Consider the following 14,051-nt stretch of genomic DNA (forward strand, 5'->3'; position numbering starts at 1 on the left):
ATGGACTTCGCGTTCGACGCGCGCACCGAGGAGCTGCGCACCAAGCTGCTCGCCTTCATGGACGAGTACGTCTACCCCGCCGAGGCGGTCGCGGAGGAGCAGCGCGCCCGGCTGGCCTCGCCGTGGGACACCCCGGCCGTGGTGGAGGAGCTGAAGGCCGAGGCCCGCCGCCAGGGCCTGTGGAACCTGTTCCTGCCCGACGCCGAGTACGGCGCCGGGCTGACCAACCTGCAGTACGCCCCGCTCGCCGAGATCACCGGCCGCTCCCCCCAGCTCGCGCCCACCGCGCTGAACTGCGCGGCGCCCGACACCGGCAACATGGAGGTGCTGACCCAGTTCGCCGACGAGCAGCAGAAGAAGCAGTGGCTGGAGCCGCTGCTGGCCGGTGAGATCCGCTCCGCGTTCGCGATGACGGAGCCGGAGGTCGCGTCGTCCGACGCCACCAACATCACCACCCACATCGAGCGCGACGGCGACGAGTACGTCGTCACGGGCCGCAAGTGGTACATCTCCGGGGCGATGAACCCGGACTGCAAGATCTTCATCGTGATGGGGAAGACAGACCCGGACGGCGAGGACATCCGCCGCCAGCAGTCCATGATCCTGGTCCCGCGCGACACCCCGGGTGTCACCGTGCAGCGCGCGATGCAGGTCTTCGGCTACGAGGACCACTCCCACGGCGGCCACGCCGAGGTGGTCTTCGACCAGGCGCGCGTACCGGCCGCCAACCTGATCGGCGAGGAGGGCGGCGGCTTCGCCATCGCCCAGGCCCGTCTCGGACCGGGCCGGATCCACCACTGCATGCGGCTCATCGGCATGGCCGAGCGGGCCATCGAGCTGATGTGCCGGCGGGCGGTCTCCCGGTCGGCCTTCGGCAAGTCGCTGGCCCAGCAGGGCGTGGTGCACAACTGGATCGCCGACGCGCGCGTGACCGTGGAGCAGCTGCGGCTGCTCGTGCTGAAGACGGCCTGGCTGATGGACACGGTCGGCAACAGGGGCGCCCACACGGAGATCCAGTCCATCAAGATCGCCACGCCGCGCGCGGTGGTCGACATCATCGACCGGGCGATCCAGCTGCACGGCGCGGGCGGTGTCAGCCAGGACTTCCCGCTGGCCGAGCTGTACGCGGGCGCGCGCACCCTGATGATCGCGGACGGTCCGGACGAGGTCCACCAACGGTCGCTGGCGCGGCGGGAGTTGAAGAAGTACCTGTAACCCGGCCCGCGGCACGGCAAGGGCGGGAGAGGCGCACCCGCCCCTCCCGCCCCGATTCCCCCGAGCTGACGGTCAGCTGGGCGTCGACGCGCTCAGCGTCCAGCCCTGGCGGCACGTGTGCCCGAAGACGCCCACGTCGCAGCCCTCGACCCGGAACGTGTAGGCGCCCGTGGTGCGTTGCAGCACCCGCACCCGGCCGGACGTCCCGCCGCCCACCTCGCGCTGCGTACCGTTCGGGTCGGCGGCGCTGGTGTAGCGGATCAGGAACCTGTCGTAGCTGTACGGCGACGTCGTGTTCCAGTTGAAGTAGGCGTAGCCGCCGTCCTCCCACGCGGCCACGACCATGTTCCGGCCCTGCCGCGGCGACCAGGTGACGTTGCCGTAGTCGAAGTACTGCCGCTTGCCGGCGTAGACGCCGTTCAGGTAGACGTCCCTGGTGTAGCTCCTCGGGCAGCCCAGCCAGCCGCCGGCCCCGCCGAGCGCGTTCCAACGCCCGTTGATGTGGGCCTCGTTCACCGCGATGCCGCAAGCGGCCGCCCTGGCCTTCGTCGGCGCCGCCGAGGTCTGCGCCGCGGCCGGTATCGCGGCGGTGGTTCCCAGCGCGAGCAGGGAGCCCAGTACGACGCCGGTCAGGCGTCGGTTCAGTGTCCGCATGGTTCGTTCTCCCCCGTAGGTCCTGCTTTCCTGCCACGAGCATCGCGCCCTCAGCGGCCGGGAGTTGAGGGGCGGCGGCCGGGCGGTCCCCGGAACCTCTCCCGGGTGGACCGGGAACCGTTCCCATGACACCCGGGCGGTCGAACCGGGACGATGAGGGCATGGAGGACGGGCGGGGGCGGACCCGGCGGCGCACCGTGACGGCGTACGCCCTGCTGGGTCTCGCGCTGGCCCAAGTGAGCGTCGGGGCCGTGCTGTTGGCGATGGCGAACGTCCCGGCGCGGGACCTGGTCCGCTACGACATGGTCGTCGACCTGGCCGTGGGTCTCGCCTACCCCGTCTGCGGCACGGTGATCGCGCTGCACCGGCCGCGCAACCCCATCGGCTGGCTGCTGATCGGGTACGGCCTGGGGCACGCGTTCACGGGCCTGTCGATCGGTCTGGGCGTCGAGGGGCTGCGGCTGGGCTGGTCCCCCGGGCTGCTGCGCGCGGTCGTCACGATCGGGCGGCACACCTGGATCGTCGGCAGCTCGTGGGCGTTCGTCTTCGTGTTCTTCCTGTTCCCCGACGGCCGGCTGCCCGACCGCCGCTGGCGCTGGGCCCTGGTGCTGCAACTGCTGTCCTCACCCCTCGACTTCGCGGTCTGGGCGCGGGACGACTGGGGGCTGTTCCTCGGCACGCCGGCCGAACCCTCGTACCTCCCGGCACCTGACGGCTGGCTGCCCGTGCTCAGACATGTGGAGACCGCCAAGGCCTGTCTGGTGCTGGCCGCCGTGTTCGCCGTCATGGCCATGCGCTACCGGCGCGGCGGGGAACAGGACCGGCGCCGGCTGCTGTGGCTGATCGCCGGGATGACACCGCTGGCGCTGAGCGTGCTGCTGCAGATCTTCGGCTTTCCCGCGGTCTACACGTCGTGCTGCACCCTGTTCCTGCCCGCCGCCATCGTGATCGCCGTGGTCCGTCACGAGCTGCTCGACATCCGTGTCGTCGTCTCCCGGAGCCTGCTGTACGGCGCACTCACCCTCGGTGTGATCGTCGCCTACGTCGGCCTCGTCGCCTTCGTCCAGTCGCAGCTCGCCCCGCTGCCCGAGCTCCTCGGTCCGGCGCTCGTCACGGTCACCCTCGCCGTCGCCTTCGAGCCCGCCCGGCGAGGACTCCAGCGCATGGTCGACCGGGCCCTGTACGGCGAGCGGCACGATCCGGTGCGTGTGGTCTCGCGAATCGGCAAACGGCTCGCGGGGACCGGGGTGGGCGCGGTGCCGGAGGCGGTGGGCGAGGCGCTGCGGGTGCCGTACGCGTGTGTCGACTCCAGGTCGGGGACGGGGAGCGGGAGTTGGGGAACCCTGGCGGGGCCCGTGCACACCGTCCCGCTGGACTACGACGGCCACGACGTCGGGGAGCTGGTGGTCGGCCTGCGTCCCGGGGAGCAGCAGCCGGCCCCGGCGGACCTGGCCGTCCTGGAGCTGCTGGCGGTTCCGCTCGCGGCGGCGTTGCACGCGACCGACCTGACCCGGCAGTTGCAGGTGTCCCGGGAACGGATCGTCGCCGCGCAGGAGGAGGAACGGCGGCGCATCCGCCGCGATCTGCACGACGGGCTCGGTCCGACGCTCGCCGGAGCGGCCTTCCAGGTGGACGCGGTGGGCAACCTGCTGGCGTTCGACCGGGAGCGGGCGCTCGGTCTGCTGGCCGAGCTGCGGGCCGAGATCGGCGGCGCGGTCGGGGAGGTCCGGCGTCTGGTGGACGGGCTCAGGCCGCCGGACCTGGACCAGCTGGGGCTGCTCGGCGCCCTGCGGGAGCGTGCCGCCTGGCTGTCCTGGCGTGCCGACGGCACCCCGCTGCAGGTGCGGATTGAGGCACCCGACCGGCTGCCGGTACTGCCCGCGGCCGTGGAGGTGGCCGCCTACCGGATCGCGGTCGAGGCCCTCACCAACGCCGCCCGGCACGCCCGCGCCTCGCGCGTGGACCTGCGCGTCGAGATCGGTGACGGCCTGTGGCTCGAGGTGTGCGACGACGGCACGCCCGCCGCCGGGGACGCGCCGTGGCAGGCGGGTGTGGGCATCACGTCGATGCAGGAGCGCGCGGCGGAACTCGGCGGTCGCTGCACGGCGGGCCGAGGACGGGTGACGGCGAGGCTGCCGCTGTGAGGGACGGTGCGATGACACGGGATGCGCGGGACCGGACGGAACCTGCGATGACACGGGATGCGCGGGATCCGCGGGACCGGACGGAACCGGGCAGTGACAACGCGCTACCCCTGCGCGCCGTCGCCCCGCACGGCGCCCGGACGGCGGAGGCACGAGCGGGAAGCCGGGGCGACGTATCTCGCGGGGTCCCGGGCGAAGGCCGAACACCTGAAGACACGCTCCCGAAGGCCCCGGGGCCCGGAACACAGACGTACGGGCAGGACGGCAGACCTCGGGCAGTCGGCAGTGGCGCCTTTGCCCCCGGGCAGCAGCAAACAGCCGGAGGCGGAGCATCTGACGAGACCGGCGCGCCGCGAGAGCCCCACGGGATCCGCCCGTTGCCGCGTCCGGAGCGACCGGCGGGAGGCAGGAGCCCTGGACCGGGCGAGACCGACGCGTTCCGCGGCACAGCCGGACCCGAGGCCGGAGCGGAGGACGGCGACGCGCTGCGGGTCGTGCTGGCCGATGACCACCCCGTGGTCCGTACGGGTCTCGCCGCGCTGCTCGAGTCGGTGCGGGACGGGAGCCCGCGGGTCCGGGTGGTCGGTGTGGCGGCCAGTGGGCGCGAGGCCGTACGGGCCGCGGTGACGCTGCGCCCGCACGTGATGGTGATGGACATCCGGATGCCCGACCAGAACGGCATCGAGGCGACCCGGGAGATCGGCCGGGTCGCCCCGTCGGTGGCGGTGCTGATGCTGACCATGGTCGATGAGGACGACTCGGTGTTCGCGGCGATGCGGGCCGGTGCCCGCGGCTACGTCCTCAAGGGGGCGGGGCAGGACGAGATCGTCCGGGCGATCCGGGCGGTGGCCGCCGGTGAGGCGATCTTCGGGCCCGGGGTGGCACGGCGCGTGCTCGGGCAGCTCGGCAGGCCGCAGCCGCAGCCCGACCCGTGTCCGACGCTCACCCCGCGGGAACGGGACGTGCTGACGCTGATCGCCGACGGACAGCCCAACTCGGTGGTGGCCGCCCGGCTCGGCCTCTCCCCCAAGACGGTCAGCAACCACATGTCGGCGGTCCTGACGAAACTGGGTGTCGCCGACCGTGCCGGGGCGGCGGCGTGGGCCCGCGAGGCCGGCCTCGGCCCCACGCCGGACGCGTAGCAGCGCCGTTACGGCCGCAGGGCCCTCAGCAGCAGGTCGGCCAGGTGGTCGGCGACCTGCTGCGGGCTCATGGGGCCGTCCGGGCGGTACCAGGTCGACAGGTGGTGGACGGAGCCGAAGTGGTAGTCCACGACGAGGTCGGCCGGGGTCGCCTTCGAGAAGACACCCGCCTCCTGGCCCTCCTCGATGAGCGCGCGGAACCGCTCGTGGTACTTCCGCCGCTCGGCGCGCACCTGCTTGTTCTTCTCCGGGCTGAGGTGGTGCATGGACCGGAAGAAGATCATCGCGTCGTCGAGGTTGTCGATCGTGGTGACGACGACATCGGCGGCCGCCGCCCGCACCCGCTTCTCGATCGGCTCGTCGGCGTTCGCGAGCGCGTCCAGGCGCTCCTGCTGGACACGCAGCACGCGCGCGTACACCTCGTGCAGGAGGTCGTCCTTGGAACCGAAGTAGTGGTACAGCGCCCCCTTGGTGACGCCGGCCGCCTCGACGATCTCCTGCACGGAGGTGCGGTCGTAGCCCTGCTCGGCGAAGAGCCGGGTGGCGGCGGCCAGCAGCCGCTGCGGGACGGGCGTACCGTCTCCGTCCGTCGTCCTGGGCACTGTGCCGCCACCTGCCTTCCGTGAGGTCATGCGCTGTTCTGCGGTGGGGAACGGAGTTCCCGACGGAGGATCTTCCCACTGGCCGTCTTCGGCAAGTCGGGCAGGATCTCCACCTGCCGCGGGTATTTGTAAGCCGCCAGTCTCTCCTTGCAGTACGCGGCGAGCGCATCGGGGTCGGTTTCGGCACCCGGACGGAGGCTGATGTACGCCTTGACGGTCTCCCCGCGGTAGCCGTCGGGCACTCCGACGACGGCCGCCTCGCGCACCGCCGGATGGGTGTACAGCACGTCCTCGACCTCGCGCGGCCACACCTTGAAACCGGACGCGTTGATCATGTCCTTCTTGCGGTCGACGACGTACAGCCAGCCCTGCGGGTCCATGAACCCGATGTCACCGGTGCGCAGTTCGCCGTCCGGGAAGGTCTCGGCGGTCGCGTCGGGCCGCCGCCAGTACCCGGGCACCACCTGCGGCCCGCGCACGACGATCTCGCCCTGCTCTCCGAAGGGCACCTCGACGCCGCTGTCGTCGATGATCCGTACGACCGTGTCGGGCCCCGGCACGCCCACGGCCAGCGTCCCGGACACCGGGTCGACGGGCGCCTCCCGCTCCGGCGGCACGGAGGCGCAGGGCGCGGTGCACTCGGTCAGTCCGTAGCCGTTGCGGATGTACGGCCCGAAGCCGGCCCGGAACTTCTCCACCAGGGCGGGCGGCAGCGGTGCCCCGCCCGAGGAGATGTTGGCGAAGGACGAGAAGTGCTCGCGGGTGACGTCAGGGTGGGCGGCGAGCGCCATGAACGCGGTCGAGGGGCCGACGGTGTAGTGCGGCCGGTGCTCGGCGAAGGCCTCAAGGACCACGCCCGCCTCGAAGCGGTACGCCAGCACGAGTGTGCCCACGCTGTTCAGACACGCCCCGAGCTGGCAGACCATCCCGGTGATGTGGAACAGCGGCGCCATCGCGAAGTACACGGGCGCCTCGGGCAGCCCGAGCCCGGTCCGCTGCCGCTCGGCGTTGTACATGATGTTGCCGTGGGTGTTGGTGGCGCCCTTGGGGGTGCCGCTGGTGCCCGAGGTGTAGCTGATCAGCGCGATGTCGGCGGGCCCGGGATCGCGGCCGTCCGGCGCCTTGTGCCCCGCGCGGGCGACCTCGGTCAGATCGTCGGCGTCCTCGGCCCGCGGCTGCCGCTCGAAGCCGAGCACGCGCGCGTCCCCGCGGGTCTGGAAGTCCAGTTCGCATCCGGTGAGCACGATCCGCACGGTCGAGTCGGCGGCCGTCTCGCGCAGATACGACTCCCAGGCCCGGTCGGAGCAGATCAGCGCGACGACCTCGCCGTCCCGCAGCACATGCCGGACCTCCCCCGACTTGTACATGGGGTTGACCGGTACGACGGTGGCGCCCGCCTTCCAGGCGCCGAGCAGCGCGATGACGAAGTGCGGCGAGTTCTGCAGCAGGACCGCCACCCGGTCCCCGGGCTCCAGTCCACGCGCGGCGAGGTGCCCGGCGACGGAGTCACTGAGCTCGTCGACCTCGCGGTAGCTGAGCCGGCCGTCGAAGTACGCGAGGAAGGGCCGCTCCGGCGCCTCGGCGACGGCCCGCCGAAGGGCGTGCACGAGCGAGTCGGCGGGCTCGATCGGACCGCGCTGGGCCGCACTGAGCAGTCCCAGCCAGGGCTTGGCCGCGTAACGGGAGTCGGTCACCGCGTTTCCTCCCACTTCTGCTGGATGTGGTTCATGCCGGCCAGCCATCGGTCGGGTTCGGTGGCCCGCGCCTGGTAGTACGCGGCGGCCTCGGGGTGCGGCAAAATCAGGAAGCGGTCCTCCTCGATCCCCCGGAACAACGCGTCGGCCACGTCGTCCGGTTCCACGGCGGTCGGCTTGAGCACCAGGTCCCCGGCGCTGCCGGTGGCGGCCAGCATGTCGGTGCGCACGCCCTGCGGACAGATCGCGTGCACCTTGATGCCTCGGTGCCGGTAGGTCAGGGACAGGTACTCGGCGAAGGCGAGCGCCCCGTGCTTGGTGACGGCGTAGGGGGCGGCTCCGATCATGGTCAGCAGTCCGGCGGCGGACACGGTGGACACGAACCGCCCGCTCCCCCGCTCCAGCCATGCGGGCAGCAGTTCGTGGGCGGCCCGGACGTGCGCCATGACGTTGACGTCCCAGGAGGTCGCCCAGGCGTTCTCGTCGAGCGGCGCGTCGGCGTTCCCGCCCCCGAAGGCGACACCGGCGTTGGCGCAGTAGACGTCGACGACGCCGTTCAGGGCGTCGCGGGCCTCGGAGACCACGGCGGAGGCATCCCCGGCGACGGCGATCCCGCCGATCTCCTCGGCGACGGCCTTGGCCCGCCCGGCATCGAGGTCGTTGACGACGACTCGAGCCCCCTCGGCGGCGAACCGCCGGGCCAGCGCAGCCCCGATGCCACCTCCCGCTCCGGTGACGATCACTCCGGCATCCTGCAGGGCTTCCACCATCGGTCTCCTTCGACTCCGGCTCGACTGCACGGCCAGACTAACCGGTCGGTATGTTCAAGGAAAGGGCGACGGCGACCTACCAGGGGCGCGGGGAACTGCGACAAGCCACGTACTACGCGCAGCCTCCCCACAACCCGCGGGAGCACCTAACGTGCACCTCATGCGCCTATCCAGACGAACCCTGCTAGCAGCAGCAACGGCAACGGCGTCACTGGCCTCCGCATCCCCCACTCAAGCAGCCCACCCCCACAGACGAACCGGTTTCGAGAACCTGGCCGCGACCGGCTACCGACAACTCCGCGGCCAGAAAGTCGGAATCGTCACCAACCCCACCGGCATCACCCGGGACGTCCGCCACATCGTCGACGTGATGCACACCGACCCCCGCGTCAACCTCACCGCCGTCTTCGGCCCCGAGCACGGCTTCCGCGGCACCGCCCAGGCAGGCGGCTCCGAGGGCCGCTACGACGACCCGGCCACCGGTCTACCCGTCCACGACACCTATCTCAAGAGCGGCCGGCCGCTCGCCGACGTCTTCACCGCCTCCGGCGTGGACACGGTCGTCTTCGACATCCAGGACGTGGGCGCACGCTTCTACACGTACATCTGGACCCTGTACGACTGCATGGAGGCGGCCCAGCTCGCCGGCAAGCGCTTCGTCGTGCTGGACCGCCCGAACCCCGTCACCGGCCGCGAGGCTCTCGGCCCGGTCCTGCACAGGGAGTTCGCGACCTTCGTGGGCCGGCAGCCCATCTCCCAGGCGCACGGCATGACCGTCGCGGAACTGGCCCGCCTCTTCAACGGCGAGTTCCTCAGCTCCCCCGTCCCCCTGGAGACGGTCCTGATGACGGGCTGGAGGCGCTCCGAGTTCTACGACGCCTGGAACCTCCCCTGGGTCCCCCCGAGCCCGAACATGCCGACCCCCGACACCGCACTCGTGTACGCGGGCACCTGTCTCTTCGAGGGCACGAACCTCTCCGAGGGACGCGGCACCACCCGCCCCTTCGAACTGCTGGGCGCCGAGGGCGTCGACGGCCGCTGGGCCGCCGCCGCGAACGAACTCGGCCTGCCCGGCGTGCACTTCAGGGAGGCGTACTTCGCGCCCACGTTCTCCAAGTTCCAGGGGAAGACCGTCGGCGGCGTGCAGATCCACGTGCACGACAGGCCCGCGTACGACCCGGTCCGCACCGGCATCGCCCTGCTGGTGACCGCCAAGAGGACCTGGTCCGGCTTCGGTTGGCGTCCGGACAACTGGATCGACAAGCTGACCGGCTCCGCTCTCGTGCGCACGATGATCGACGGCGGTGCGGGCACCGACGAGGTCGTGGCCGGCTGGCGGGAGGAACTGGCGGCGTTCCGGCGGATTCGAAAGAACTACCTCATCTACAGATGAGCCATGACGTATGGCCAACCTCATCCGGTAGCAGGACGATGCGCCCACATCGCACCACTACGGGGGACGAGGGGGTCTGTCATGGCGGAACCGGCGATGAGTGTGACGCCGTACTGGGAGCTGACGTTCGACGCGGACGGAGACCCCGACGCATGCCGGCGGGACCGGCTGCTGGCGCAGGTGGTGGACCGCGGCGTCAAGGACCTGGTCGTCTTCTCGCACGGCTGGAACAGCGACCGTTCGGGGGCGACCCGGCTCTGCAGCCGCTTCTTCGAGCCGTTCCCCGTGCTCGCGCCCGCGGCGAAGCTCGGGTACGTCGGGGTCGTATGGCCGTCGATGCGGTTCTCCGACGAGCCGATCCCGGACTTCCCGCGGTCCGTGGCCGCCGAGATGCCGCCGCGTCCGGTGCTCGACAAGGACACCCGGCACGCGCTCCTGGAGACCTTCCCCGGACGGGCCACGGTGATCGACCAGTTGGCCCGGCTGCTGGACCAACAGCCTCGGGGAGAACCCGAGTTGGAGGAGTTCGGGAGACTGGTCCGGATACTGGTGGAGGTCGTGCCGCCGGGGCCGCAGGCACTGTTCGCGGCGGACACCCTCGCCGAGGGAGTACCGCAGGACGAGCCGCAGATCTTCACCGCGTCCGCCGCGACGGTGTGCGAGGAGTTCGCGCGGACGCTGGCCCATCTCGAATCCCCGTCACCGCGGGAGTCCGCGGAGTTCGCGATCCCCAACCCGTGGGACGGGGCGCACGAACTGCTGCGGCAGGGGACGTACTACGCGATGAAGCGGCGCGCGGGCACGGTCGGCGAGCGCGGGCTCGGCCGGGTGATCGGGCAGCTGGCCGAAGCGGCGCCCGGGGTGCGGGTGCATCTGGTGGGGCACAGTTTCGGGGGCCGGCTGGTGTCGTTCGCGCTGCGCGGCCTGCCGGAGGGCGTGCGCACGGTCAAGTCCGTCACGCTGCTCCAAGGGGCCTTCTCGCACTACGCGTTCGCGGCTCGGCTGCCGCACGACGCGCGCGCGGGAGGAGTGCTCCAGGGGCAGCAGAACCGTGTCGACGGGCCGGTGGTGTGCTGCTACTCCGGCTTCGACGCGGCTCTCGGCACGCTCTATCCGCTGGCGTCACGCATGGCGGGTGACGCACAGAGCGTCGCGGCCTTCGACATCGGCCGGGTGCTGGGCGCCAAGTGGGGGGCGATGGGGCACAACGGCGTGCAGGGCGTGCCCGGCACGCCGTCCCTGAAGCTCGCCGACGCCCTGCGGAAGCTGCCCGTGAAGGGCTGCGTGAACGTCGACACAGCGGCTGTGGTGAGACGCGGCGGGCCGCCCTGCGGCGCCCACAGCGACATCATCCACCGCGAACTGGCCCGACTGGTCCTGGCGGCGGGCCGTGTGCACTGACCCGCCGCCGGACCGCCGTGCGCCTACCGGTGCGAGGTGAACTCCACCACCTGCTGGAAGGTCGGTCGGTTCTGCCAGCTGATGTTGTAGTGCTTGATGCCGCCCAGGGTGCGCTGGACGATCGAGTCGGCGCACCACTGGTCGCCCGCCGAGCACAGGGTGTCGCCGGGGTAGACCTGGGCCGCGGTCTTGCCGGACGCGGTCTTCAGGGTGCTGATCAGGATGTCCCGGCAGGCGCTGAGGCTGCCGCCGCCGCAGTACGTGTTCGCCAGCGGGCCCTTCACCGACTCGCCGAGCACCGAGCGGATGTCCTTGTCGACGTAGCTCCACCAGCCGAACTGGAAGGAACTGCCCGCGTGGGCGCCGGTGGGACCGTGCGCGGCGGACGGGGACTCGTCGACGGACAAGTTGGCCTGGAAGGCGGTGTACAGGTTGCTGCCGAGCCCCGGGGAGAACTCCGCCTGCACCAGCAACGGCCACCACGCGTCGAGGATGCGGACCGCGTCGGCGTTGGCGTACGCCTTCGAGCCCGCCGACGTCTCGGTGCGTTTGCCGCCCGCGGCCAGCCACGCCTGGAGTTTGGTGACCGCGGCCGCCGCCGTGGAGTCGGTGACGGTGGAGCTGTTGACCACCTTCAGTAGATCCGGGAGCACGTCCTCGGCGCGCAGGTCGGTCAGGGACGCGTCCGACATGGCCTTGACGAGGGAGGCCCTGGTGACGCCGCCCGCGGCGACCAGCTTCTTCACCCGGTCCTCGAGCAGGTTGCCGCGGTGTACGGAGCCGTCGCCCCAGGAGGCCGCCGAGTAGTCGAGCGCCTGTTTGTTGTTCCAGGAGATGTAGTAGTCCTGGTCGATCGAGTTGGGGTGCGCGGAGGCCGGGGTGTAGTCGGCGGTGTTGGTCGTCGGGTTCCAGTTCTTCCACTCGTACGCCGCCTGCGCCCAGACCGGGAACTCGGCGTCGACACCGGCCGCGCGCACCGGGTTGTCGCCGCTGTTGTAGTACGCGGTGTGCGAGGAGTCGGCGTAGAACCAGTTGAAGGTGTAGTTGATGTGCTGCACCGCGCTCTGGAAGGTCTGCGGGCTCTTGACGTAGTCCGGGTCGTTCAGCATCTGGAAGCCGATGATCGAGTCGGCCTCGTGCATGTAGGAGGAGCGCAGGGTGGTGTAGGCGACCTTCTTGCCGCCGACGGTCGCCCGGTATGCGACGGGACCGTACTTGGTGCGATAGACCCGCATCGTGTACGACCCCGCGGCGGTGCCGTCGGCCGTGGTCGGGGCCCAGGTGTTCTTCTGCTCGATCGTGTCCATGGCCGTGCAGGTGCCGTGGTACAGGTAGTGGTAGTCGTCCTGGCACAGCTCGACGGCGTAGCTGTCGATGATGTCCTGGCCGGAGGTCGTGGCGGACCACGCGTAGTCCTGGCCGCGGCCCAGCTCCACGTACATGCTCAGGCCCGCGAAGGAGGCGCCGCGGGCGCTGATGCCCGGGCCCTGGATCTCCTGGAGCATGAGCAGCTGGGGTGCGAAGTAGCCGGTCTGCGGGCCGAAGACGGCGACCGGGTGGCCGCTTGCGGTGTACTTCCCGCTGACGACGAGGGCGTTGGACATGCCGCGCCTGGCCGAGGTGAGGGCGTTCGCGGTGGCCGTGGCGGAGGCCGCGCTCGCGCTCTGGTCGGCGCCGGTGCCCGAGGCGTCGTAGACCAGGGGCACGGTGCTCACCGAACCGGCGTCGGGCAGCGCCTCGCCCTGCGGGGCGGCGGGCTTGGTGGCGTACGGGAAGCTCTCGCCGTTGTGGACGGTGAGAGCGGCCTCGGGGTCGTTGCGCTCGCGGAAGGACTCCCAGACCTCGGTGCCCTTCGCCACGCCGTACTGCTGCTGGGCGGCCAGCAGCGAGATCGCGTTGTTGACCTCGCCGCCGCCCCCGGAGCCGAACAGGGCGCCGATGACGGAGGCCAGCGCCACCAGGTCGGTGATCTTGAAGTGGTCGATGGTGCCGGCGTTGGTGACGGAGTCCTTGTGGCCGGTGAGGACGTACTCGCCGGGGAAGTAGCGGCCGCTGTCGGAGGCGTCGATGTAGGAGTTGATGCCGGCGAGGTAGGCGTTGGCGTCGGCGAGGGCCTGCTGGCCGCGGGCGCCGTTGGTGGCGACGGCGTTGTCGATCTGTGCTTGCAGATCCGCCTCGCTGTAGGGCGCGTCGCGCCAGAACTGCTGTTCCAGGCCCTGGTTGGAGGCGGCACCGCCCGCGAAGGAGGTCAGCTGGCCGCGCCCCACGTGCCGGAAGACGTCCATCAGCCACAGCCGGTCCTCAGCCGCGGCATAGCCCGCGCCGAACTCCGTGCCGTATCTGGTGGTACCGGTGATGTGCGGTACGCCCGTCTTCTTGTCGCGGACGATCGTCACGTCGCTGCGGTTCGCGGGCTTCTCGGTGGAGGCGACTTGATCGGACGCGACCCCGAACGACGCGTCGTTGAAGAACGTGTTGATCGTGGAGTTGGTGAGCGTGGAGGAGCCCTTGGCCAGGTTGGCGTAGGGGCCGAGCTGGTCCTCGGCGTGGTCGGGCTGGGTGCCGAAGGCCTGGTTGAGGAGGACCTGGGCGAGGGTCGCGTTGCCGTTCTCACCGGGCGGCAGGATGTCGGAGCACTGTCCGCCGCAGTAGTCGTTGGAGGCCGCCGCCGTGGCTGTCGTCTGGGCGAGCGGGGACAAAAGAGCGGCAACCAGGACGCATACGGAAGCCGACTTCAGGAACCCGGAGAGTCTGCCGGGAGTTCTCAGTCTGTCAAGGAGGGTGCGCGAGGTGCGCCGAGGCATGGCAGCTCCAACCGACGGGGGGGTGTGCCGGGACGTTACCGCCGGTATCCCCGGTAGTGAAGATGAACATGCGTCAAGTTTTGGCAGGGGTGCGTGGGCTTATGGGGGGCATCGGAAATCGGATGGAGCCAAAACGCCTGTCGATACGTCTATTCGGCAACGCCGTACGAAGTCCGTGCGACAACGCCGAAGTTGACCGAAGTACAGGTGCAGGTGTGACGGAGGTGCAGGG

Annotated in this window: 10 protein-coding genes; 5 read left to right on the top strand and 5 right to left on the bottom strand. The window is 71.0% G+C overall.

Annotated elements, in window-relative coordinates:
- Complete coding sequence (locus ACZ48Z_RS02190) at positions 1-1,215, top strand: acyl-CoA dehydrogenase family protein (RefSeq protein ID WP_468733868.1); 1,215 nt, start codon at positions 1-3, stop codon at positions 1,213-1,215.
- A gap of 72 nt (positions 1,216-1,287) precedes the next feature.
- On the opposite strand, the gene ACZ48Z_RS02195 is transcribed toward ACZ48Z_RS02190, so the two are convergent.
- Complete coding sequence (locus ACZ48Z_RS02195) at positions 1,288-1,869, bottom strand: hypothetical protein (protein ID WP_468733869.1); 582 nt, start codon at positions 1,867-1,869, stop codon at positions 1,288-1,290.
- A gap of 161 nt (positions 1,870-2,030) precedes the next feature.
- Between ACZ48Z_RS02195 and ACZ48Z_RS02200 the strand changes: the two genes are divergently transcribed.
- Both ACZ48Z_RS02200 and ACZ48Z_RS02205 read left to right on the top strand, forming a co-directional pair.
- Positions 2,031-4,013 carry a sensor histidine kinase gene (locus ACZ48Z_RS02200; protein WP_468733870.1) on the top strand — a complete coding sequence of 661 codons (1,983 nt, stop codon included), beginning with the start codon at positions 2,031-2,033 and terminating at the stop codon, positions 4,011-4,013.
- Positions 4,014-4,390: 377 nt separating this feature from the next.
- Positions 4,391-5,155 carry a response regulator transcription factor gene (locus tag ACZ48Z_RS02205; RefSeq protein ID WP_468733871.1) on the top strand — a complete coding sequence of 255 codons (765 nt, stop codon included), beginning with the start codon at positions 4,391-4,393 and terminating at the stop codon, positions 5,153-5,155.
- Between the two features lie 8 nt (positions 5,156-5,163).
- On the opposite strand, the gene ACZ48Z_RS02210 is transcribed toward ACZ48Z_RS02205, so the two are convergent.
- The 3 genes from ACZ48Z_RS02210 to ACZ48Z_RS02220 are packed head-to-tail and all read right to left on the bottom strand — an operon-like array spanning position 5,164 to position 8,221.
- A complete protein-coding gene (locus ACZ48Z_RS02210; RefSeq protein ID WP_468733995.1) occupies positions 5,164-5,757 on the bottom strand; it encodes a TetR/AcrR family transcriptional regulator in 594 nt (197 codons plus the stop codon).
- Positions 5,758-5,783: 26 nt separating this feature from the next.
- The gene (locus ACZ48Z_RS02215) at positions 5,784-7,451 is read right to left on the bottom strand and encodes a class I adenylate-forming enzyme family protein (protein ID WP_468733872.1); all 1,668 of its coding nucleotides are present in this window, start codon (positions 7,449-7,451) and stop codon (positions 5,784-5,786) included.
- A complete protein-coding gene (locus tag ACZ48Z_RS02220) occupies positions 7,448-8,221 on the bottom strand; it encodes an SDR family oxidoreductase (RefSeq protein ID WP_468733873.1) in 774 nt (257 codons plus the stop codon). Before ACZ48Z_RS02220 ends, ACZ48Z_RS02215 begins: the two co-directional genes overlap by 4 nt.
- Positions 8,222-8,381: 160 nt before the next feature.
- Between ACZ48Z_RS02220 and ACZ48Z_RS02225 the strand changes: the two genes are divergently transcribed.
- Together ACZ48Z_RS02225 and ACZ48Z_RS02230 are read left to right on the top strand one after the other, a co-directional pair.
- Positions 8,382-9,614, top strand: coding sequence for an exo-beta-N-acetylmuramidase NamZ family protein (locus ACZ48Z_RS02225; protein ID WP_468733874.1), 1,233 nt, complete (start codon positions 8,382-8,384; stop codon positions 9,612-9,614).
- A gap of 81 nt (positions 9,615-9,695) precedes the next feature.
- Entirely contained in the window at positions 9,696-11,015 is a 1,320-nt protein-coding gene (locus tag ACZ48Z_RS02230; protein WP_468733875.1) for a serine-threonine protein kinase, read from the top strand.
- Between the two features lie 23 nt (positions 11,016-11,038).
- On the opposite strand, the gene ACZ48Z_RS02235 is transcribed toward ACZ48Z_RS02230, so the two are convergent.
- Complete coding sequence (locus ACZ48Z_RS02235; RefSeq protein WP_468733876.1) at positions 11,039-13,819, bottom strand: penicillin acylase family protein; 2,781 nt, start codon at positions 13,817-13,819, stop codon at positions 11,039-11,041.
- Positions 13,820-14,051: the final 232 nt, after the last annotated feature.

This window comes from Streptomyces sp. NPDC031225, assembly GCF_055570355.1.

Coding starts and splice junctions, on each gene's coding strand:
- ACZ48Z_RS02190 (WP_468733868.1), top strand. CDS start 1: ATGGACTTCGCGTTCGACGCGCGCACCGAGGAGCTGCGCACCAAGCTG.
- ACZ48Z_RS02195 (WP_468733869.1), bottom strand. CDS start 1,869: ATGCGGACACTGAACCGACGCCTGACCGGCGTCGTACTGGGCTCCCTG.
- ACZ48Z_RS02200 (WP_468733870.1), top strand. CDS start 2,031: ATGGAGGACGGGCGGGGGCGGACCCGGCGGCGCACCGTGACGGCGTAC.
- ACZ48Z_RS02220 (WP_468733873.1), bottom strand. CDS start 8,221: ATGGTGGAAGCCCTGCAGGATGCCGGAGTGATCGTCACCGGAGCGGGA.
- ACZ48Z_RS02225 (WP_468733874.1), top strand. CDS start 8,382: ATGCGCCTATCCAGACGAACCCTGCTAGCAGCAGCAACGGCAACGGCG.
- ACZ48Z_RS02230 (WP_468733875.1), top strand. CDS start 9,696: ATGGCGGAACCGGCGATGAGTGTGACGCCGTACTGGGAGCTGACGTTC.
- ACZ48Z_RS02235 (WP_468733876.1), bottom strand. CDS start 13,819: ATGCCTCGGCGCACCTCGCGCACCCTCCTTGACAGACTGAGAACTCCC.